Source organism: Desulfoluna spongiiphila, from assembly GCF_900101345.1.
GTDB lineage: Bacteria > Desulfobacterota > Desulfobacteria > Desulfobacterales > Desulfolunaceae > Desulfoluna > Desulfoluna spongiiphila.
In genome coordinates, this window is the sequence record NZ_FMUX01000010.1 from 103,091 (window position 1) to 124,899 (window position 21,809).

At 58.0% G+C, this 21,809-nt stretch carries 16 protein-coding genes; 7 read left to right on the forward strand and 9 right to left on the reverse strand.

Annotation, left to right across the window (positions count from 1 at the left end):
• The coding region (locus BLQ12_RS27475) for an exo-rhamnogalacturonan lyase family protein (protein ID WP_175469810.1) at positions 1-2,472 on the reverse strand (2,472 nt) is incomplete at its 3' end.
• A 204-nt stretch (positions 2,473-2,676) separates the two neighbouring features.
• Complete coding sequence (locus tag BLQ12_RS14420; RefSeq protein ID WP_092211369.1) at positions 2,677-3,393, reverse strand: Rossmann-like domain-containing protein; 717 nt, start codon at positions 3,391-3,393, stop codon at positions 2,677-2,679.
• Between the two features lie 567 nt (positions 3,394-3,960).
• Between BLQ12_RS14420 and BLQ12_RS14425 the strand changes: the two genes are divergently transcribed.
• Positions 3,961-4,587 (forward strand): DUF3786 domain-containing protein, encoded by a 627-nt coding sequence (locus BLQ12_RS14425; RefSeq protein WP_175469812.1) that lies wholly within the window; start codon positions 3,961-3,963, stop codon positions 4,585-4,587.
• Positions 4,588-4,634: 47 nt separating this feature from the next.
• On the opposite strand, the gene BLQ12_RS14430 is transcribed toward BLQ12_RS14425, so the two are convergent.
• Positions 4,635-5,084, reverse strand: a complete 450-nt coding sequence (locus BLQ12_RS14430) for a PaaI family thioesterase (RefSeq protein ID WP_092211371.1) — start codon at positions 5,082-5,084, stop codon at positions 4,635-4,637.
• Between the two features lie 184 nt (positions 5,085-5,268).
• Between BLQ12_RS14430 and BLQ12_RS14435 the strand changes: the two genes are divergently transcribed.
• From BLQ12_RS14435 to BLQ12_RS14445, 4 genes are all read left to right on the forward strand, one after another.
• Positions 5,269-5,955, forward strand: a complete 687-nt coding sequence (locus BLQ12_RS14435) for a class I SAM-dependent methyltransferase (RefSeq protein ID WP_092211372.1) — start codon at positions 5,269-5,271, stop codon at positions 5,953-5,955.
• Positions 5,952-6,944, forward strand: a complete 993-nt coding sequence (locus BLQ12_RS14440) for a DUF3795 domain-containing protein (RefSeq protein WP_092211373.1) — start codon at positions 5,952-5,954, stop codon at positions 6,942-6,944. Before BLQ12_RS14435 ends, BLQ12_RS14440 begins: the two co-directional genes overlap by 4 nt.
• A gap of 18 nt (positions 6,945-6,962) precedes the next feature.
• Complete coding sequence (locus BLQ12_RS27480; protein ID WP_175469816.1) at positions 6,963-7,124, forward strand: hypothetical protein; 162 nt, start codon at positions 6,963-6,965, stop codon at positions 7,122-7,124.
• A gap of 208 nt (positions 7,125-7,332) precedes the next feature.
• Positions 7,333-7,638, forward strand: coding sequence for a hypothetical protein (locus BLQ12_RS14445; RefSeq protein ID WP_092211374.1), 306 nt, complete (start codon positions 7,333-7,335; stop codon positions 7,636-7,638).
• Between the two features lie 472 nt (positions 7,639-8,110).
• Here BLQ12_RS14445 and hydF read toward each other — a convergent pair whose 3' ends face one another.
• The 6 genes from hydF to BLQ12_RS14475 form a co-directional block, all read right to left on the reverse strand.
• Entirely contained in the window at positions 8,111-9,322 is a 1,212-nt protein-coding gene (gene hydF / locus BLQ12_RS14450) for a [FeFe] hydrogenase H-cluster maturation GTPase HydF (RefSeq protein WP_092211375.1), read from the reverse strand.
• Positions 9,323-9,920: 598 nt separating this feature from the next.
• Positions 9,921-10,922, reverse strand: a complete 1,002-nt coding sequence (hydE, locus tag BLQ12_RS14455; RefSeq protein ID WP_092211376.1) for a [FeFe] hydrogenase H-cluster radical SAM maturase HydE — start codon at positions 10,920-10,922, stop codon at positions 9,921-9,923.
• A complete protein-coding gene (locus BLQ12_RS14460) occupies positions 10,919-12,373 on the reverse strand; it encodes an aspartate ammonia-lyase (protein ID WP_217640318.1) in 1,455 nt (484 codons plus the stop codon). Before BLQ12_RS14460 ends, hydE begins: the two co-directional genes overlap by 4 nt.
• 355 nt (positions 12,374-12,728) lie before the next feature.
• Positions 12,729-14,141: a [FeFe] hydrogenase H-cluster radical SAM maturase HydG gene (gene hydG / locus BLQ12_RS14465; RefSeq protein WP_092211377.1), complete on the reverse strand. Its 1,413-nt coding sequence runs from the start codon at positions 14,139-14,141 to the stop codon at positions 12,729-12,731.
• A 445-nt stretch (positions 14,142-14,586) separates the two neighbouring features.
• Positions 14,587-14,937 carry an iron hydrogenase small subunit gene (locus tag BLQ12_RS14470; RefSeq protein ID WP_092211378.1) on the reverse strand — a complete coding sequence of 117 codons (351 nt, stop codon included), beginning with the start codon at positions 14,935-14,937 and terminating at the stop codon, positions 14,587-14,589.
• Between the two features lie 13 nt (positions 14,938-14,950).
• A complete protein-coding gene (locus BLQ12_RS14475) occupies positions 14,951-16,282 on the reverse strand; it encodes a [FeFe] hydrogenase, group A (protein WP_217640320.1) in 1,332 nt (443 codons plus the stop codon).
• Positions 16,283-17,143: 861 nt separating this feature from the next.
• Between BLQ12_RS14475 and BLQ12_RS14485 the strand changes: the two genes are divergently transcribed.
• Entirely contained in the window at positions 17,144-18,871 is a 1,728-nt protein-coding gene (locus BLQ12_RS14485) for a flagellar assembly protein A (RefSeq protein ID WP_092211380.1), read from the forward strand.
• 174 nt (positions 18,872-19,045) lie between these two features.
• On the forward strand, positions 19,046-21,313 hold the full coding sequence (locus BLQ12_RS14490; RefSeq protein WP_092211381.1) for an acetate--CoA ligase family protein: 2,268 nt from the start codon (positions 19,046-19,048) through the stop codon (positions 21,311-21,313).
• Positions 21,314-21,809: the final 496 nt, after the last annotated feature.

Here is a 21,809-nt window from a genome sequence, read left to right on the forward strand (position 1 = left end):
ATCCACACGCCCGTTACCCACAGGGGCCACATAGCCTGCGACCACGTTTCGATTGTAGTAATCATGGATAAATTTCGACGAATAGGGGGAGTAGACCCGCTCTTTGCTTTGGACCACCAACATCACCTTGTAATGGGGTTTGTACTGAACCAGAAAGGCATCGTCCCCGGTCATTTCGTACCCCAGGGCCATCAGAAACGCCAGAGGATACTCCCCACTATCATCGGACTCATTGGCGAGATCCAGGGACAATACGTAAACCTGATGCTCCAGAGGTATGATCTCTCTCAAGCAATGGTAAGCGTCCCCCAAAAGGTAGTCCCGAAAGTCTTCATACATCAAAGGATCGTCGAAATTTTCAGGTTGATACGTCCAGAACGAATTCGGAAAGATATCGTATGCCATGAACACCTTGTTGCATCTGCGGCCCTCTGGACAGTTCCCGGCTTTGCTCATGTAAAAAAAACCACGATCCAAGTCCCATCCGTTCTGGTGGACGTCTAAAGGCGTTGCCCTCATGCCCATAAAATTCCGAACAATACGATAAATCTTCTCCCGCCACACATCCGTACTTGCATAGAGACCAAAGGCCCCGGCACGCCTGAGCGCCCTCGAAAACACGCGGGGATACCCCACGTAAGTGGTCCCATCGTAATAACTCCCTACAGCCCCTTTGCCGGAGCCCTGATCGTAGAGCGTATACTCCCCGTAATCTTTCCAAGCTTCCATGAACGACTCATCCCCTGTAAGGAAATAGCCAATGGGCACGGAGATGTCATGGGAATGCTCTCTTTCAATGGACTTATAGTTAAATGCCAGCTTCTCTTGATCGGGTGGTATGACTTTATTTACATTGGTAAAAAGTTCAGGACCGTCAGCATAGAAATCAAAATCATCCGAATGCCGTGTTGATCCGAACATTTTATGGTGGTCCATGTTCTGGGCAGCCAGAAACGCCCCACCGTTACCGGTCTGCAGGTAGTGAAGGTACTGACACAAATTCACATCATACTGATTGGAGCCTCCGGACTGCCCCCAGACATAATACCTGCGCATGCTGTCCACATTGGAGATCTCATAGTTTTCAAGCCCTATCTCGGCCAGGAATCTCCGCGTCTCTTCATGGGTCGCGAGTCTCTGTTCGTAATAGACGGCCCCGGTGTCCTTATACTGTTGAAACGCCGCCCGCCCGGTGAGGGGGTATTGTATGGCGTAAAAGGTCTCTCTCGGTAACGGTGTATCCTCCTTTTTCGAAAACTCCAGCACCACCTGCCGTTTGTCATGGGCAAAAAAGGCGAACCCGATATCGTCTTTTGAGTTCCACGGACTGAAGATATCAATGAACAGATCACCGTCATCCTCCATGGTGAACCCCGCCGGCCACATACCGTAAAGATTCCGGATCCCGCAGTTGATCTGTTTTTCACCCGAATACATGGCCGCGAACCCTTCACTGTGGTGGGTCTCATCCCCGAGGGGGTGGATCACCGCCCCTCCATTGGCGACCTTCAGGCCCGTATCGGGAACCAGGCGTTGCCGGAGCTTGGAGGCGCCGCCCAGGTACTGGATATATTTGTGGCTGCTGTAGCCCTGGTACAGGTATGCGGTTTCGTTGATGGGGCCGTGGGATTCCGTCCCCGGGCCGGTGGAAAAAAGATAGCTGGGGGCAGAGACCGTGGTGGGAAGCTCAATGCGAAGGGACTCGAAGAGCTTCACCGAATAGGAGGCCATCTCGGCATTTTTGATGATCAGGTCAAGCCGGACTCGGCCGGTGTTCTTGTAAAAATACATGCGCATGGTGTAGCCGAAAAGCCACGGTCCGCTTTCGGGCTTGAGATGCCCGTCACAGCGGATCACCGCCTTGACGGGGCCGTTTTCTTCGATCACCGCAGTGGATTCGTCATCCAGGGCCGACGAGTAGCGGGTTGCCCCGCTGACGGCCGTAATCCCACCCGTATCCTGCAAAAACGGGGCCCCATCCACAACCACAGAGTCAAACACATTGTAGTTCGTCTTCCTGATCACAAACCGGGCAGTACCCGTATTCACGGTAATACGATCAGAACCGTCCACGGCAAGGGGAGGCCCTGCACTGTTACCGAAACCATTGGTAAGCCAGATGGCCCTGCTCCCGCCTGCCTCAACAGACGCCAGGGTATCCACAAGCAACCACTGAATGGTGTCGTCTGGGTACCTGTGAAGCACTCGGAATTGATAATCAGACACCCCGATAAGCCCCAGTTCGCCGATGGATCGAACACCATCTGACCTGTCCAGAGGGACGCCGAAGGATGCAACGGCCTGGGCTCTTTTTATGCCATCCACGCCTTCCGGAAGGAGCTCATGAACAAGAATTTTAACAGCCGGGTTGATACCGCACACCCCTTGAAAAGGGGCCACTCCGGCGATACAAAGCACCATGAAAAAACAGCACAAGACACGCTTCACCAGGTCACACCGTAACAACGCCATCACCATGCACTCCTAACAAGTTTGATACGAATAAGAAACGTAGGGATGGGGGGGCGCACCAAGTATCACGTTAAATAAAGGAAACCACTCAGCACAATAAAGCCTCCGGCGGCCCTGCTGAACACGCAAAGGCAGAAGTTTTTATTCTAAAAAGCGACCCGCTGGAGGCGACGTCATCATGCCGTCAAAACATGGCTATCCGTTTCAATGGCCACACCGGCAATAGGTGTTCAGATTGAGTATCCTGGCTGCCGCCGAAACGGTAACCCCGTAAAACACAACGGGCTTGCCCCGGTTCAGGAATGTCGGCAGGGAACCGTTGACCAGGGTCGAACCTGTGGCAAAAATCGTATCGCACCAGTCAATGGCCTCTTCCGTCATCTCCGGCGGCTCAATGACGACCCCGGAAAACGCGGTGCCTATATTGCCCTCATCCATGTCCACGGCCCTGACGGCGCCATGAGCGGAAAGCTTTTCAAGGAACCGGGGCTGATGCCCCACAAGGAGCACCTTTTGGCCAGGGACAACGGCTTCTGCCACATGGCTCGCACACTCCAGGGGCTCGGCGTCCCTGCAGTGTACCGTCTTGTCGCAGAGGTTCAGGTACCGGTACACCGCGTTGAGACCCGCGATAAAGCTGGCCCGTCTCCTGTTGGAGTCCAGGGCCATGGTCATCAGGTCGTCCACGGAATAGTCTGCTTCTTCGTAAGCGTCGGCAAAGGCCTGGCCTTTGGCACCGCCGAACTCCGCCTCCACCATCACCTCCCTGCCCTTGATGATGGGGTAGTCTTCGTGCTCGGGGGTTCCGATGGCCTCTTTGGCCGAGAGGGCCTTGCACCTCACCTGGATGCGTTGCCCTGAAAGATGGTTTGCGCTGATTTCCTGTCCCAGGGCATCGCGCAGTTCGTCAAATGGGTTCATGGGTATCTCGTCGTCCTTTTCGATATGTTGTCGGCAATCACCCCGGCCAAAAGCACGGGCAGGCGGAAGGTCTCATCGGTCCCTTGCCCTCACCATCTGCAGGTCTGAGACCTTGGGTATGCGAGCACTCGCACGCGTGAAGCATCCGGGCCAATCGCGAATCAAATATCTACACTACACGACAAGAGATATTCATGTAAACACAAAGGTAACCAATGGGCCTCCCCTGCAAAAAACGATTGCCAGATGCCACACATCACACGAATGCCCCGAAAATGTGTATAAAACGGCTACCCGCATGCATTCGCCACAGAATTTCAAGGTGCCCACATTCCCGCCGAAGGCATTTTGAGGCGAATAGCTACACATAAAAAACAAACAAAGGCACGTCTTTCCCAAATCCACACGTATTGCCTCCGCAAACGCCTTGTGATAACTATCCGTATATAGGAAAACATCCCCATGCATCCACGCCAGCAGAAAGGCATGTCGCGGGGAAGAAAAACACATCGCACCGGACATCATGGTTCTACAGCCCACCCCAACAAAACAAACGGAGGCGTCACCATGGCTGAAAAGGCTCCTGTATTTGATCAGATCAAAAAGGATTATCTCCGTCAGGTGGAGGCCCTTGAAGGGGCCTCGAACGTTGCCGAAACACTGGGCATCACCGCTGGCGATAAAGGGTGGCATATCCCGTTTTTCGACCGGACATACACCGTCACACCCCATGAAATATCCGATGAATCGGGCCTGGAGGCCAATCACATCACATGGGTCCTTCTCAGCAAATACATGCTTCTGTGCCCTGAAAACCCATCCGAGGATGCCTCCTTAGTGACATACAAGGACTTTAAGGATGCCGCCCCCTATGTGGGCGGGTTCAGGAACACGGCGTCGCACCCCATCTCCACCCATTTCGAAGGAGCCGTGGAAACCTTAGAGAAGCAATGCCATGCCCTCGGTGGCCAGCCCTTTGCCACGGATGTCTCATGCGAGCTCGCCTTTCGTTTCCAGGCCCTGCCCCGGGTCCCTGTGGTCCTCCTCTTCAACGATGCCGACGAAGACTTCCCGGCCCAGGCCACCCTGCTGTTTCAACAAAACGCGTCGGCCTACCTGGACATGGAATGCCTTGCCATGGTGGGTTCGACACTGGCGGCCCGGCTCAAGGGCTTTTCCCTGGATTACCTGTAACGTCCTCCCGTTGCCCATTGAGGATGTGCCGTCCCCCTGGACCCCGGTCAGGGGGACGGCGGTCCATACCCAGTAGCCTCCGCAAGGGGCGTCCTGCCCTTGACAAACACCCCGTTTCCCCTGCCCACTTCCCGCCCCTTTTCATCATAAAGGACAGATTCTGCGATAAACTGAGTCTTGCCGATATTGACCACACGGCCTTCGGAGCGTAAAGTACCCTGCACAACGGGCCGCAGCAGATAGGTGGTAAAAGAGCTGGTCAGAACAAAGGTCTCGTTCTCAAGGGAGTTGGCCGCGAAAAATGCGGCGTCGTCCAGCATCTTGAAGTAAACGGAGCCATGGGCGGCACCGGCTGAGTGATGGTGGTGCTCGACAAGCGCCATCTCAATGGTGGCTTTACCTTCTCCGACGGTCATGGTCGGATGGTAAAACGCCTTGTTCAACGGGGCGGATGCATACATACGCTCCAGGGAACGATAGTGGTCGATGGGACTCACGGTACCTCCTTGTCTCATTATTAACCGCAAGGGTCTCTCTGGATGAAAGACGCCGGGACAAATCAAATGATTCTCCATCGGCCATAAGTACTATAAAACGTAAGGATGACTCAATCCTAATTCCACAACACCCTGAATGACAAAGGTTTGCTATAAACCATCCCATACTTGAGGAAGGAAAACCATGAACCCGCTTGACTTTCAGACAACCTACTGGGACAGCGTTGCCTCCGAAAAAACCTTTTCCCACCCCGTCCATGCCGAGACGTTTCGAAAATGGGTGCGCCCGGAGGAAAAAATCCTCGACTACGGCTGCGGCTACGGACGAACCTGCGCTGAGCTGACGAATAACGGGTACCGACATGTCACCGGAGTCGACATCTCACGCCAGATGATCACGCGGGGCCTTGCCGCAAACCCGGCCCTTGACCTGCGCCATAACGACGCCGAGGCCCTGCCCTTTCCCCATCACTCTTTTTCCGCATGCACCCTCCTGGCCGTCTTGACCTGCATTCCCACAGACGCAGGCCAGAGGCAGGTGATAGGGGAAATAGCCCGGGTCCTTCGCCCGGGCGGCGTCCTCTACCTCAGCGATTACCCCCTGCAAAGCGACGAAAGAAACACCGCCAGATACCGGCAACACGAAGCCGAATACGAGAAGTACGGCGTCTTCGGACTTCCCGAAGGAGCCGTGGTCCGGCACCATGAGATGCCCTGGATCCATGAACTGCTCTCCTCCTTTGAGCTCCTTCAGGAACAAACCATTGAGGTTGCCACCATGAACGGGAACAAGGCCACCATCTTCCAGATCATCGCAAAAAAACCGGAACGCCAGGAGACCACCTCAGCAAAGGAACACGCTACGTTATGAGAAACATCCTTGTGTCGGATATTTTCGGAAAAACACCGGCCTTGACAGAGCTCGGCAATGAACTCCCCGGCACCTTCGAAATCGTTGATCCCTACTGCGGCCTTTCCATGGAGTTCAAAGAGGAATCCGCCGCCTACCAGTATTTCACCGAGAATGTCGGCCTGGATCGCTATTGTGAGATCCTCTCAAAAAAAATCGATGAGACACCCGGCCCCGTCACCCTCATCGGATTCAGCGCGGGGGCCTCGGCCGCCTGGCGCCTCTCCGAAACCGTTTCCCCTGAAAAGGTCCGTCGGGTGGTCTGCTTCTACGGATCGCAAATCAGGAATTGGTGTACCACCAGCCCGGTGGTGCCCACGGACCTCGTCTTCGCCAGAAAAGAACTCCGTTTTTCGGTGACGGAGCTTGCCGATGATCTCTCCGGCAAAAAAAACGTCAGGGTTCACCGCTCCACGTATCTCCACGGGTTCATGAACCCTGCCTCCCTCAACTTCAATGAAGCCGCCTACGCCGGCTACATCCACTGGCTCACCGGAGGGCTCGCTGAGACGGCCTATTGCGGGATCTATTGCCCGGACTGCATCCGGTACAACAACCGGTTCGAATCCCATGCGCAGCACCTCAAAGAGGAACTCGAAAAGGCGGCCTTCCACGAGTACGCGGCCGTGGACTCGCCCTTCGGGGCCAACTTTTCTCACTACAACGAGTTCTCCGAGGTCCTTGGCGCCCTGGCGGAATCCGGGTGCAAAAAGCCCTGCCGGGTGGGGGGCGGGTGCTCGGGGATACCCTGTAAAATCATGGAGTGTTGTCTTTCAAGGAAATACGAAGGCTGCTGGGAGTGTGACGAGGTGGACGCCTGCGACAAATTCGACCTGCTGGAACCCCGGTGCGGGGAGATGCCCAAAAACAATATCCGGGCCATCAAACAACACGGCATCCACGACTGGATTGCCTTCAGGGAGCCGTTTTATATCTGGCAACAGACATAAACTCACAAGGAGCTTATCATGCCCACATTGTATGCACTGCTCGCCGCAAGCGCCTCTGCCTACACGGTCACCGGGCTGTTCGGAGACCACACAGGCGTTGTCTCCGTCTTTCTCTCCTTTCTGGTATGGGTTCTGGTCTTTTGCTTGGTCAAACGGTGGTTGAAAGAATTGCGCCCTTAATCAGAGGAGTCGGTCCATGAATAACCAGAGGCAACCACTCAACAGGGAAGAATTGCTTGAGAGATGAAAAGCCCTCAAGGCACGGCTGGAGCGGGAACGACGCCTGGCCCTCATCGCGGATCTCACAGCCAGCCTGAAAAACCTGGAGATACTCTTTACCGTCCACCTCCGCCGCGAATCCGTCGAATGGATCTTCGACCGTTTTCCCGTGGTGTTTTCCGGCATCGACTGGGACAAAGTGCCGGGGAGCACCACCCGCCCCTATGACGAAGACGACGAAAAGAACCGATTGATCGCAGGTATCATCTCAGAACACCTCGCCCCGGAGGATGCGGTCACCGTGATCTTCGGAAACGCCGATACCCCCTGCCTGGGCCTTGAGGCCCGGGCGGTGGCCCGCCACACCGACCTGTTCACCGATGAATGCGAGGACCTGTGGGTTGTCTGTCCGGAAAAGGCGTTCTGTCTGGAGTGCTACCACGAAGGGTATGTGGGGTATAAGGCAGGGGAATAGGAAAGAAAGGTCATAGGTTATAGGGAATGGAGCATAGTTTGGAAGGCCATGGGGGGAAGCGCCTCTTTATGCTTTATGCCGCAGTGATTTGACCCGAGGAACGAGGGTTTAAACGCTGCGGCAATGAGCTTTCAAAGTGGCGCACCTTGCCGCTGGAGGCTTCTCGTGTGGAGCGCCGCACTCCTGCGCGGCTTTTTTGCATGGGCGGAGCGTCTGCCGCACGGGCGTGCGGCGCGCCACCTTTTATTACTATTCAGCTTGCCTCCGGCGAATCGCTTTTTTGAAAAAAAGCTCCGCAAAAAACGTTCCTAATAGGAAAATGTCGAAATTGTTTCGGCCGTTCCTGAAAAAGCTTTTTTAAGACCTGTTTGTCAAACTTTTTAAAAGTTTGACCCCCGGCAGGGCCGCTGGAGGCTTTTTGGCGCTGAATAGTTACCCACCTTTTATCTTTTTAGCCCCATGTGCCGGGAAGCTATTCCCCGGCCAGTCCAAAGGGCCTGATCACACGGTCTAAAAGCCCCTGGACCTTGGAGATGGCCACCCCATAGTTGGTGATGGGCACGCCCCGCCTCCGGCACTCGCGAACGCGCCGGAGCATGGCCGTGCGATTGAGCATGCAGCCCCCGCAGTGGACGGCCAGGGCGTATTTTTCCAGATCTTCGGGGAAATCGTTGCCGGAGTAAAACTCAAAATTGAGGTCCAAACCGGTGTACTGGGTGATCCAGCGGGGGATTTTCACGCGGCCGATGTCATCGGCCACCTCGTGGTGGGAGCAGGCCTCGCCCATGAGGATGGTGTCCCCGTCCGTAAGCTTGTCCAGCATGTCGGCCCCCTCCACCAGGGCCTCAAGGTCGCCCTTGTACCGCGCCATCAGCGTGGAAAACGTGGTAAAGGGGACATCCTCGGGCACGTCCGCGGCCACTTTCAGGACCGCCTGGGAATCGGTGATGACCAAGGCCGGTTTCTTGCCCATGTTGGAAAGAGTCTCTTCCACCTCCCGTTCCTTGACCACAAGCCCCACGGCGTCGGCATCCAGGATATCGCGCAACACCATCACCTGGGGCAGAATCAGGCGGCCCTTAGGGGCCGCCAGGTCGATGGGCACCACACAGACCACCCAGTCCCCTTCGTTGACAAGGTCCCGCACAAGCAGGGGCTCCTCACGAAACTCCCCGGGGGCCATGGCAATGAGGGCCTCCTTGAGCTCCCGCACCCCGTCCCCACCGTTGGCAGAGACGGCCAGCACCCTGATACCCTCCTCGGCGCACCACCGGATATCGGCCCCGGTGTCGTCCCGCAGGTCCCTTTTGTTCAAGGCCACCAGAAAGGTGATTTCCATGCGGCGAAGCTCGGCGATGATCTCTTTTTCATAGTCCGTGATCCCCTCTTCACCGGCCACCACCACGGCCACGTCCGTTCGGAACAGTACTTTCCTGGCCGCCTGGATCCTCAGCTCCCCCAAGGCCCCCTCGTCGTCCAGGCCCGCGGTGTCGTAAAAGGTCACCGGCCCCAGGGGCAACAGCTCATGGTGCCGGGCCACCGGGTCCGTGGTGGTGCCGGGCATCTCCGAAACAATGGCGATCTCCTCCCCGCAGATGGCGTTGATGAGCGATGATTTCCCTGCATTGCGGCGCCCGGTGAGCGTGATCACCAACCGAACCCCCTTGGGTGCTTTCACAGACATCTCTTACTCCTTCATATTAAGACAGAAACGTTTTTCCTGAGCTTTTTTAAGAAAAATCAGCCTCCGGCGGCAAGGTGTGCCACCTTGAAAGCAGGTTGCGGATGCGCTTTGCCCCTCGTTACTCGGGTCAAATCACATCCGCCTTTCAAACAAAATTCGGCATTGATCTTCGTTTGGGCCATGGTCGTATTTACATCATACCCCGCCCCACCTGCCCCTGGAGCGCCGCACTCCTGTGCGGCACGGGTAACGACGGACTAAAAAGCCGCACCGGAGTGCGGCGCTCCGTTTCGGTCGATCTTTTTCAGTTTTTTTGAAAGTCGCAGCCCAAACGATAACCAAGGCCCGAACTTCGTGCAAAAAAACCATTAACACCTGTTTGTTAAATTTTTTAATAGATTAAGCTGAATAATTACCGTTTCAAAGAAATAACATGGGCATCTCCTGCAAAGGCGCCGGCAAAACGTCACACGTCACGCAAATGCCCCGACAGCACCCGCACAACAGCGGTCTCCATGCATTTGCCATAGGGTTTCAAGGTGCCCCCACCTTGCCGCCGGAGGCGTTTTCCCTTGCAAGTCCCCACAGAAAAAACGCTCTATCCCGCCCTTTTTTCAAGAACCTTGGATCCTCCAAGACTTGAGGACGGGGAAAGCCCCATGCTCCGGATGAGTTCCCGGGCGTTTTGCACGGTGTGGGCGGCGGTGCGGGTCTCCTGGTTTTTGCCGGGGTAGATGGCGTAGTTTTTCCGCACGGTGGCCGGGGTGACGGAGAACATCAGCACGTTGGCGCCGGCGTCGATGCCCTGCTTGCGGCCCTCTTCCCGGACGGTTTCCAGGGCGCTGGTGGCCGGGATGTTGGCATGGGGGTTGAGGAGCCGCAGGATGGCCATGGTACGCAGGGCGATCTGGGGATCGCCCGGGTTCTCGGTGCCGAAGGGGGTCTGGGGATGGGGCACAAAGGGACCGGCGGAGATCATGTCCAAAGAGAGGTCGGTGACGGCCAGGATATCGTCCGCCAGGGTCTCCAGGGTCATGCCGGGCAAGCCGGTGATGATGCCGGAGCCTGCTTCGTAGCCCAGGCGTTGAAGGCTGCGGACCCCTGCCAGGCGCTGATGGAAATCACACCCGGGGCGATAGGTGCCGTAGAGGTCTTCATTAAGGGTTTCCATCTTCAGGAGGTAGCGGTCGGCCCCGCACTCCCGCCAGTGGGAAAAGGTCTCGGCACCCCGCTCCCCCAGGGAGAGAGTCACGGCGATGGCATGGCGCGCCTTGATGCTTCGAACGATACGCCCGATAAAGGCCCCATCGTAGTGGGGATCTTCCCCGCCCTGGAGCACCACCGTGGGAAGACCAAGGGCCGCCAGCTCGTCCACGGCGTCCAGGATCTCTGCTTCGGTGAGCCGGTAGCGAAACACCTCGTCGTTGGGCGCCCGAAGCCCGCAGTAGTTGCAGCGGCACCGGCAGAAGCTGGTAAACTCCACGATGCCCCGTAAATAAATCTCGTCCCCGAAGATTTCGTGCCTAACGGCCCTTGCCCCGGCAAAGAGCCCGGCATCGTCCTTTCCTTGCAAGTAGTCAAGAATCTCGTCTCTGGTCATGGTTTCTCTCCTTTGAAGAGGGCTTCATCTGCTGCGTCAAAGCCCAACTTCTGCATGCGCTTGGGGGAGAGCACCGCCGCCACTTGCTCGGTACTCAGCACCCCCTCTTCCACCACGAGATCGGCCACGGAGCGCCCCGTGGCCCGGGCCTTTTCAACCAGCCCGGCCACCCGGTCGTACCCGATAAAGGGGACCAGGGCCGTGAGCAGGGTGTCGCTTGCCTCCACGTGGGCCTTGCAGGCCTCAGCGTTGGGGGTGATCCCGTCCACACAGTAAACCCGAAAGCTTTTTACCGCTCCGTTTAACAGAGTCAGGGACTCCAGGAGCCCGTGGGCCACCAGGGGCATGAGGTGGTTTAAGTCCAGCTGGCCCATGGAGGCTGCGGCCCCGATCATCTGATCGTTGGCCATGGTGCGCAGACCCACCTGGATCACCGCCTCCGGGATCACCGGGTTCACCTTTCCGGCCATGATGGACGAGCCCGCCTGGCGAGGCGGCAGGTTGATTTCCCCCAGGCCGCCGTGGGGCCCGCTGCTCAAAAGCCGCAGGTCCGAAGCGATCTTCACCAGGTTGGTCGCATAGGCCTTCAGGATACCGGAAACCTCCACAAAGGAGTCCAGGTTCTGGGTGGCGTCCACAAGATTCTCCGACCGGGCAATGACCACGCCGGTCTGGGCCTTGAGACGCTCCACAACCTTAAAAATATAGGCCCTCGGAGCGCCCAGCCCCGTGCCCACGGCCGTGCCCCCCAAATTCACCTGCTTGAGCCGCTCCCGGCACTTGAACACACGCCAGCGATCCCGGGCGATGGCCTCGCCAAAGGCGCCGAACTCCATGCCCAGGGTCATGGGGACGGCGTCCATCATCTGGGTGCGGCCCAGCTTGACCACCGAGGCAAAGGCGGTCTCCTTAATCTGAAAGGCCTGCTGCAGATGCCCGGTTTCGGTCTCCAGCTCCTTGAGGAGAAAAAGCGCCGCCACCTTCAGGGCCGTGGGATACACATCGTTGGTGGACTGATGAAGGTTCACGTGGTCCAGGGGCGAGACAAGCCCGCGGTCCCCCCGGTGCGACCCGAGCAGCTCGGCAGCCCGCCCGGCGATCACCTCATTGACGTTCATGTTGGTGGACGTGCCTGCCCCGCCCTGAAAAGGGTCCACCACGATCTGAAGCCCCAAGTCCCCTTGGGCCAACTCATCGCAGGCAGCGCAAATGGCCTCCCCCACGGAGGCGTCCAGGTACTTCAGCGAAACATTGGTTTCGGCACAGGCCCGCTTCACCAGGGCCAGGGCCCGGACAAAGGGCGCAGGAATCCTCTGGCCCGACGAAGGAAAATGGTCCAGGGCACGCCGGGTGTGCGCACCCCAGTAGGCGGAGGCAGGCACCGCCACCTCCCCCAGGCTGTCCGTTTCTATGCGTGTGTCAGGACATGTTGCGTCCATGGCATCTGTCATAAGGTATCCACCGTTGTGTCGTTTTTTCGTCTGCCTTCTGTGCCCTATACAGAGCCACAAGACCCAGATCAAAAAGCCAAAAACATGCCTCCGGCGGCGAGGTGTGCCACCTCGAAAGCATATTGCCATTGCGATTTACCCTTCGTTCCTCAGGGCAAATCGCAATGGCGTTCGCCACCAAAGCGGGTGACTATTCGGGCATTGTCGCAAGATCTGTAAGACGTGGCATGTCCGTTATGTTTAAGGCCGTCGGCCCGTCGATAACTTTCGGCCGCGCCAAACCACTCGGAAGACCTGTTTGTTAAACTTTTTAAAAGTTTAGCCCCCGGCAGGGCCACCGGAGGCACTCGCCGGTTTAAAAGTACAGGTCCCTCTCGCCGTCGGTGACGCGCTTAAGGAGTTTGGAGAACTCTTTGCCGCACTTGCGCTGGGCCATAGTCTCTTCGCTCTTGGCAAGAAGCGCTTCGCCTGCGGCCCGGGTTTCGGGGCTGGCGTAGTCGCTCAAGTACTCACGCAGGGTCAACAGGGCGTTGGGGATGCAGAACTCCTGGATAAAACCCTGCTTGGCAAGGCCCATGAAATGATCGCCGGTGCGCCCTTTGCGGTAGCAGGCCGTGCACCAGGAGGGGGTGAAGCCGTTTTCCGCCATTTCGCGGATCACTTCGTCCAGAGAGCGATTGTCGCCGAGGCAGAACTGCTGGACTTCGGGCCGATCGTATTCGGGGTCGGAGTAGGCACCGGGATAGGTGCGGGATCCGGCGCTCATCTGGGAGACCCCAAGCTCCATGAGCTCGCGCCGCAGCTCCCCGTTTTCACGGGTGCTCATGATGAGACCGGTGTAGGGAACAGCCAGGCGCGTGATGGCCACGATCTTTTTAAAGCGGTGATCGGTGATCACATCGGGAGGGTTGGTGGACATCTCGGAGCCCAGGGCGGGCTCGATGCGGGGAAAGGAGATGGTGTGGGGTCCCACCCCGGTATCGGCCTCAAGCTGCTGGGCGTGGGCGAGAAGGGCCAGGAGCTCGAATCGGTGATCAAAGAGACCGAAGAGCGCCCCCATGCCCACGTCGTCGATGCCGCCTGCCATGGCCCGGTGCATGGCGTGGAGTCGCCAGAGGAAATCGGCCTTTTTGCCTTTGAGGTGAACCTTGGCGTAGGTTTCCCGATGATAAGTCTCCTGGAAACACTGGTAGGTGCCGATGCCGGCGGAGGCCAGGGTTTTAAAGCCGTCCACGGAAAGGGGGGCGCAGTTGATGTTGACGCGACGGATCTCCCCGCTCTTTTCGGACTGGGTGGCGTAGACCGCTTCCACGGTCTCTTTCATCCACTCGGCGCCGAAGCGGGGGTGTTCGCCGTAGACCAGCAGCAGGCGCTTGTGGCCCTGGTCTTCAAGGACCCTCACCTCGTCTTTGATCTCATCCATGGTAAGGGTACGGCGGGTGAGTTCTTTGTTCGTGGCATTGAATCCGCAGTAGCTGCAGCAGTTGCTGCACTCATTTGTGATATACAGAGGCGCAAAGAGCACCATACGGTTCCCGTAGATGCTCTCCTTCACTCTCTTTGCTGTGGCGAAAATTTCGTCGTCGAGGCGGGGGTCTTCGCAGGCGAGGAGGACGGCTGCCTCCTCAAGGCTCAGCCCCTTCATCTCGGCGGCTTTGGCCAGGACCTCCCGGACCCTGTCCGGTGCCGGGTTGTTTGCCGCGTCTATGTGGTTCCAAATCTTTTCCGCATCAATAAAATCCTGGGGGTTCTCGGGGTCGTACGTCATCTCATCCATCCAATGGCATGGCGCATGGCACCACACCGAAAGTCCCGGGCGCCGGCAGAAAGGGTCAGGCGTCAAGGCTTCCCGCAATCTAATATGTTATTACAAAGGCTCCAACAAACCGCATGGCCCATGGGCAAACCGACCAGGTGGCCCCCATGGGGAAAAGCATATTTCATGCCAGGAATCCCGTACAGTTCGGGCATCCCGGATAAAACGTCCCACGCGAAAAAACAAGGTGATATCAAACAGTCCCTCCCCGTAAAAACCCGTCAGCGTCTAAAAAAGCCATTCCACTGAAGGGGTGTGTCGGGGATGTGCGACACCTTACAGATGATCGGGTTCGCATGGGCCTTATACACCGAATCCTGTCCGAACCCAACACCATCCGGAATCTTTGCTGCGCTTTTTTGCCATGCGAACCCGAAACGCCTATCTGGGGCGCTCATCAGAGGGACAACTCGATTCCCTTTTTTTTAAGCGCCCGGATTAAAAGGCCCTTGTCTTTGTACTGGGTATGGAGCAAATGGTGAGAGCGATGGCCGCACGGCCCTTCGCCCAGGAACCCGCCTTTGGCGTAGAGTGTCTTCACCATGGGGTTTTCCTGGGACTTGCGGAGGGCATATTTGCGGGGGTCGGCATCGGCGTCGTACACGGACTGCTGGCGAAGCCCAACCAGGTCCAGGACCGCCGCCACACTTTTTTTCGCCATGCCCGCGCCGACCACGGCGTACCCGCAGGCCAGGCCCGCCGCTTTGATAAAACTGCGCCTGGAGAGATCCCATCTTCCTTTTTTCATTGCCTTGCCTCCTTTACCCCACCTGTCTCATGTTGAACCGCTTGTTGACCCTGGCCATCATCTTCTTGAAAAGGGAGGCCTCCATGATGGAATCGTCCACGGGCTGACCGCCGCCGTTGACGCAGCCCCCGGGGCAGGTCATCACCTCGATGAAGTGCAGGTCGCAGGTTCCGGCCCGCACCTCCTCGCACAGCCTGGCCGCCTCCTGCAGTCCGCTCACCACCCCGACCCGGACGGGACCGAAACCGGGCACGTCCACCGACACCTTGTTGATGCCCTTGCCGGTTCGCACCGCCTTGATGGCCGGGTCCGCAAGGGTCTTGCCGGAGATGGCCTCGTAGGCAAAACGCAGGGCTGCTTCCATGACGCCGCCGCTGGTGCCGAAAAGGGTGGCGGCCCCGGTGGCCATGCCCAGGATGGGGTCGGCCTCTTCGTCGGGAAGGGAGGTAAAGGGGATCCCTGCTTTTTTGATCATGTAGGCCAGCTCCCGGGTGTTGATGGTGGCATCGATGTCCCGATGGCCGCTGGCATTCATCTCCGGACGCATCCCTTCGTATTTTTTTGCGATGCAGGGCATGATGGAGACGGTATAGATCTTTTTGGGGTCTTTGCCGGTCTGCTCTGCCCCATAGGTCTTGGCCAGGGGGCCCAGCATGGCCACGGGGGATTTGCAGGTGGAAAGGTGGGGAATGAGGTCGGGATAAAAGGATTCGCAGAACTTGATCCAGCCCGGGCAGCAGGAGGTGAACTGGGGCAGGGGTTTGTCGCCTTTCCCGCCGTTTTTCACACGTTCCAGAAGTTCGGTGCCCTCCTCCATGATGGTCACGTCGGCGGTCCACTCGTTGTCCCAGATGTAATCGAAGCCCAGGCGCCGCAGCACCGAATGCACCTTCCCCCCCACCCAGGTACCCGTGGGCATGCCGAAGCACTCCCCCAGGGCATACCGCACGGCAGGGGCCGTCATGGAGACCACCACGGTATCGGGGTCTTTCAGCTTTTCAAACACCTCGCTGACATACGAGACGCGCTCGGTCACCGCGCCGTAGGGACAGTGGGTCAGGCACTGGCCGCAGTTCATGCAGGCGGCGGGGTCCACAATGCTGCGGGAGCCGTCCTCGGTTTCCTGGATCGCCCCTGTGGGGCAATGATGGGAGCACTCCCCGCATCCCTGGCACACCGCGGGGTCCACCTCGACAAAATAGAGCGTGTTCGGGTCCTTCGCCCCCGGGGAATAGATGGTGTTGCTGACCCCTTCCATCTTCCGGACCGCCCCCGGCGGATCCACCTGAACGCCGGACAGGTCCATGGCGTGAGTCGCGTTTCTCTTCTTGGCTTCTACAGACATAGTGTGTGCTTCTCCTCCCGTTTCGGTAAAGGACAACCCCCCGTCGAACGACGTGTACCTGATAGGTATGTTGCCTACCCACGACGGACAGAAAATGCAACGGGGATAATCCCACAGAAAAATGCCCCACATCGCGTACTCTGTTAAGTCACCGAAACACCATACGCATTCAGCCCAACACCGTTTTATTCAATTTTTTCTATCATTTCCTTCAATTCCATCAAAAACCCATTTTTTTTTCGCGGAAAAGGCGATTCGCAACATAGCTCATGGCAGCCAACCGCGATTCGAATCGCCCACGAACTCATGTCTCTGAAAACCGTCCTCAGACCCAAAAAAAGGACTTTCAGTGCGAAAAAGAGGCCGCCGTTTCGGGATTTTTCACATGTCAGGTTTCTGTTCCACCTCAGCCCGACCATTTTCATTTCGATTTTTCGTCACACCACGCAACAAGCAAATGAAAGCGAAACAGTGTTTGCCGTCTTGATGACAGAGACAAAAAGCCCTGCCCCGCGTTGGTACCGTTCCTTCGTCGGTAACGTTTGGCAGAATGAGCACTTTTCAAGAAGGCTTTTTAAAGAAACCGTAATACAGCCCCTTGTTTTTTACATAAAAACCACACTTTGCCCGTAGAGAACCCACAGTGCCCCGCCAAACTGGTCTACCACTGCGTCTTACCACGCGCCCTCCTGAGATCCTTGGATATTCGTTCTAAACTTTTCCCGTGATACCGCCGATAATCGGTGTATGGATCGCAAGAAGTCCATAACCGCAGGTTCAGGGCCGCCGTAATTCAACCAGGACACACCGTTCTCAAATGACGAGAAGGCTATTCCGGTGTATTTTCAGAGGAGCCGAGAGATGACCGAAACAGGACAGGCGGTGATTCCCCTCACAGAAATTCCCATCTCGGATCGGGAACAGGCCAAAGCGGATATCCTCGAGAGCTACCTGTTCAGCTCCCAGGTCCACACGCTCCAGACCCTCTCCGTAACCTTCACAGCCGCCATGAAACTGGGCGAAGAGAAAATCAATGCCCTGGCGTTTCTGCAGATCCTGCAGCGATTTCACCTGGAAACCGTCAAGATCAGCGCCCTGATCATCCACGGGGTACTGTCCGAGGAGCCCTTTGACGAATCGGTTTACGTTCCATGGGACGATGAAGGCTTAGGGCGAACGGTGCGGCTGGTCTCCCAGAACAACGACGTCACCCTCACCGTCTCCGGCACCCTGCCCCGGGGCGGCAAAAGCGGCCAGATCACCCGCACCTTTTTCGACAAGGGCTCCAACGCGGGAAAAATTCTCTCGGACGGCAGCATTGACTTTCGCGAAATGCTTCGTTACCCGTCGGCCAAGGCCGGGGACCTCCTGCTGCAGGTCTCCCTGCCCGACACCGCAAAAGACGGCCTCTCCCACGATGGCACTCCCATCCAGGCCCCCCCGGCCAAGGAGTATCCCCTGAAGCTGGGAAAAAACGTGGAACAGGTCTACATCACCACCGAGGAGGGGCTGCCGGGCTACGATGTCAAGGCGACCCGGTCCGGTGTCGTGATCACCCACCTCGGCCCGGACGGCATCTCGGCCATTGACATCACCGACCGCATTGTGGTGGGAAACATCGATTTTTCCGTGGGGAACATCGGCAGCGACGTGGTCTGCCCGGTGAGCATGCAGGCGGAATCGGTCAACGAGGGCTTCCAGGTCAAGGTGGCGGGTTCCGTCACCATCCGCACCATCAACGGCGGTCATGTGGAGTCGGGCAAAAAGGCAACGGTGGATCAAATGATGCCCGACAGCCTCCTCACCTGCGGGGGAGACGTCATCTGCCGAAGCGTCTCCTCGTCGACCATCCACTGCGAACACGGCACCGCGTCCATTCAGCGCGAGGCCATCGACTCCAACATCCATGCCCACCGGGTGGCCATCAACACCTCTGCGGCCCTTTTGCTCAACTCCGGCCTCCACGCCTGCGTCATGGACCTCGAAAATGTGCGCGTCAGCGGCACCAACCACCTGATCCTGGGGCCGGGCCTCTTTGCCAGGCGCGATGAACTGACCCTTGAAAAACGGCGTGTGGGCACGTCCCTTCACGAAATGGAGGAGACCCTCAACAAGACCAAGGCCTCCCTTGTGGGCGAGCTCAAGAGCCTCTCGGCAGAGTTCGGTGAGGACGCCTCTGTCCGACCGGTGTTCAAAAAAATCGTCGCCCTGCTCAAGGCCTATGATTTTACCGATGTCCCCCGCCTCATGGCCTCCTTGAAACGGGGAAACACCTGCCTTGCGGTGAGCGGTGCCCTGCGGACCATCGACCTCATCCAGAGCCTGCTTCAACGGTTCTGGGAACTTGAGGCGCGCGCCCGGGAGCTTGACAAGGACATCACGGAGGTGGAAGGAGCCCTTGAGGCCATCTCCTTCACCATCAACGCCCGCCTTCGGCCCTCTGCCGTCATCGCGATCCACTTGGGCACCAACGATCAAAATCCCCTTACCTTGGAGGCTCCCACGGGCAGTGACCACGACCACCCCGTCAACATCAAGGGGAAATATACCGCGGAAGAGGGCCTGACGACCTCACAGCGCTCCCGGTAACCCGGCCCCCCGCCCCCGATATTGACAGGCCTTTGACGGCCCCGTATCCTGAATCAGATCACTTGGTTCGGAAAATCCGGCACAGACAAGCCCCCCTGCCCTGGCCCCACGTTCCCCCATGGCCCTTTCATCCCGGCCAGGGCTCAACCCGCCCCATCATCAGACAGGTGCCCCATGCCCTTGGATACCATCCTCAAAGAAGAGATCGACGCCATGATCCGCGCCGCCCATACGGCCGGACGCGACATGCTTTACGAGCATGAAGTCTACGGGATTCTCCGCGCCATGGGCATCCAGGTCCCCCGCCATGCCCTCATTACATCCGGGGATGACGTCACCCGGGAGCTCCTCCATGCCATCGGCGGCCCCAAGCTGGTGATGAAAATCGTTTCGGCGGCCGTTACCCACAAAATGAGCGCAGGCGGCGTGCGCATGGTCCACGCCGACCCCGACTTTGTCCGCTACAGCTTCGACCAGATGACCACGGCGTTCCGGGACATGGGCGCTCCGGTGGAGGGGGTGCTCATCTCCGAGCGCGTGGAGTACCAGCCGGAGCTGGGCAACGAAATCCTCCTGGGGTTCCGGGAGAGCGAAACCTTCGGGCCGGTGCTCTCCTTTTCCAAGGGGGGCAGCGATGCCGAATTTTTCGCCAGGCATTTCTCCCCGCCCAACCTGATCCTCGCCCCGGTGGACCGGAACTGGGCAACGGCCCTTTTGGAGTCCTCCCACATCCACGAAAAATTCAGGGCGTGGAACCGTGAGGCGGACGTGGGGCGGATCGTGGACGTGGGAGTGGCCTTTTCCGACCTGGCCGTGGCCTTCTCCTCCTATTTCGATACGGGCACCTCCCATGTCATCACGGAGTTCGAGGTCAATCCCCTGGTCTTCGGCACCGACGGCCGGTTTGTGGCCATCGACGGCTTTGCCCGCTTTAAGCAGCGGGGCTCCCTGCCCGACCTGACCATCGCCCCCGAAGAAACCATGAAACCCTTTTTCGAGCCCGACGGCATCGCCGTGGTGGGGGTTTCGGCTTCGGATCCCGCCAAGGCGGGAAACATCATCGTCGAAAACCTCATCCGCATGGAAAGACGCGACATCTTCTGCGTCAATCCCCGGGGGGGAAGCCTCACCGTCGGGCCCCGAACCCTTCCCATCCATACGGGCCTTGAGGCCATCGACGCCACCGTGGAGCTGGCCATCATCACGGTTCCGGCAGATGCCACCCTGCCTGTCATTGAGGCGTGTGCAAACAAAGGGGTCAAGGCCGCCATCCTCATCCCCGGGGGCTTTGCCGAGGTGGACAAAAACAGGGACCTGGAAAAGGAGATCGCCCGCATTGCTAAAGAGGGCGGCTTCCGCCTCATCGGCCCCAACTGCCTGGGCATCGTCTACGAAGGGTGCCAGGCCCGGAAAGGGCTCAACACCTTCTTCATCCCCGAGGATAAATTTTCCGTCAGCATGGAACGGGAGAACAAGGTGGCCATCCTCAGCCAGAGCGGCGCCCTGGGCATCATTGAAATCGACAACCTGAAAAACGCCATCTCCCCCAAGGTGATCGTCAGCTACGGCAACCAGCTTGATGTGGATCCCTGCGACCTGGTGTCCTATTTTCAGGACGATCCCATGATCAACGTCATGGGCTGCTACATCGAGGGGTTCAAACCCCATGCGGGCCGCAAGTTCTTCGATGCCGTGAGGGCCGGAAGCAAGCCGGTCATCGTTTACAAGGCGGGCCGGACCAAGGAGGGCCGAAAGGCCACGGAGTCCCACACCGCCAGCATCGCAGGGGAGTACGCCGTGGCCAAGGCCGCCATGAAGCAGGCCGGGGCCATCGTGGCCGACACCATGGTGGACCACGGCGATTTCATCAAAACCTTTGCCCTCATGAACGACTTTGTCGTCTCGGGCAACCGGGTGGCCATCATCGCCAACGCCGGATACGAGAAGACCTACGCGGCCGACAACCTGGGCAACCTGGTCCTGGCCGATTTCGATGAGGCCACCCTTGCCGCCCTGCAAGCCATCATCCCCCCCATGGCCGAAGCCTCTCCCCTGCTGGACCTCACCCCCATGGCCGATGACGCCGTTTTTGCCCGGTCCATCGAGACCATGCTCAAATCCCCGGACGTGGACGCCCTCATGGTCTCCATCGTGCCCCAGAGCGCCCTCATCCACACCACCGACAAGGAAATCAGGGACAACCCGGACAACATTGCCGCCCGCATCACGCGGCTGGTCCACGCCTACAAAAAACCCGTGGCTGTCTCTGTCAACGTGGTGAGCCGGGCCGATGCCGTCTACAACGAGCTGGGCCGCACCCTGGACGCCGGCGGGGTCCCCACCTACCTCACCGCCAACCGGGCCATGGTCTGCCTCAACGCCTTTATCAACCACCGCCTGGGACGAGACATGGCCCACCCCTTGAGCCACCGGCTGAAATAAAAAAACAGGCCGTTTCAGTACTCAAAAAGCCTCCGGCGGCCAGGTGGGGGCACCTGGAAACCCTATAGCAAATGCATGGAGGTCGCTGTTATACGAATACTCACAGGGCATTCGCGTGATGTGTGACATGGGGCAACCGCTTAGTCTGGAGAGGCCAATTTCATTCTTCCATAAACACGATGAAGGGCATTTGAAGTTCGGTTGACTTTAACCGGAATAACTCCGGCGCCCTGCCGGGGGTCAAACTTTTGAAAAGTTTGACAAACAGCTATGCGACATGATGCCCTCACAAGGTCTTGAATGAAAGGCGAATGCGATTTTCCCTGAGGAACGAAGGGGAAAACGCTTTTGCAACCCGCTTTCAAGGTGGCACACCTTGCCGCCGGAGGCTTTCTTCCATGCACTTTAACCATAGAAGGCAAACTGAACAGCTCAAAAAAAAACGCCGCGCGAATTACTTCGCACGGCGTCTCTTCATCATACAAAAAAAGCCTCA

What these genes read in the sequence shown, in the direction of transcription:
- BLQ12_RS14420 (WP_092211369.1), bottom strand. Translation starts at nt 3,393, where the DNA reads ATGAACCCATTTGACGAACTGCGCGATGCCCTGGGACAGGAAATCAGC.
- BLQ12_RS14425 (WP_175469812.1), top strand. Translation starts at nt 3,961, where the DNA reads ATGGCTGAAAAGGCTCCTGTATTTGATCAGATCAAAAAGGATTATCTC.
- BLQ12_RS14435 (WP_092211372.1), top strand. Translation starts at nt 5,269, where the DNA reads ATGAACCCGCTTGACTTTCAGACAACCTACTGGGACAGCGTTGCCTCC.
- BLQ12_RS14440 (WP_092211373.1), top strand. Translation starts at nt 5,952, where the DNA reads ATGAGAAACATCCTTGTGTCGGATATTTTCGGAAAAACACCGGCCTTG.
- BLQ12_RS27480 (WP_175469816.1), top strand. Translation starts at nt 6,963, where the DNA reads ATGCCCACATTGTATGCACTGCTCGCCGCAAGCGCCTCTGCCTACACG.
- hydF (WP_092211375.1), bottom strand. Translation starts at nt 9,322, where the DNA reads ATGTCTGTGAAAGCACCCAAGGGGGTTCGGTTGGTGATCACGCTCACC.
- hydE (WP_092211376.1), bottom strand. Translation starts at nt 10,922, where the DNA reads ATGACCAGAGACGAGATTCTTGACTACTTGCAAGGAAAGGACGATGCC.
- BLQ12_RS14460 (WP_217640318.1), bottom strand. Translation starts at nt 12,373, where the DNA reads ATGACAGATGCCATGGACGCAACATGTCCTGACACACGCATAGAAACG.
- hydG (WP_092211377.1), bottom strand. Translation starts at nt 14,141, where the DNA reads ATGACGTACGACCCCGAGAACCCCCAGGATTTTATTGATGCGGAAAAG.
- BLQ12_RS14470 (WP_092211378.1), bottom strand. Translation starts at nt 14,937, where the DNA reads ATGAAAAAAGGAAGATGGGATCTCTCCAGGCGCAGTTTTATCAAAGCG.
- BLQ12_RS14475 (WP_217640320.1), bottom strand. Translation starts at nt 16,282, where the DNA reads ATGTCTGTAGAAGCCAAGAAGAGAAACGCGACTCACGCCATGGACCTG.
- BLQ12_RS14485 (WP_092211380.1), top strand. Translation starts at nt 17,144, where the DNA reads ATGACCGAAACAGGACAGGCGGTGATTCCCCTCACAGAAATTCCCATC.
- BLQ12_RS14490 (WP_092211381.1), top strand. Translation starts at nt 19,046, where the DNA reads ATGCCCTTGGATACCATCCTCAAAGAAGAGATCGACGCCATGATCCGC.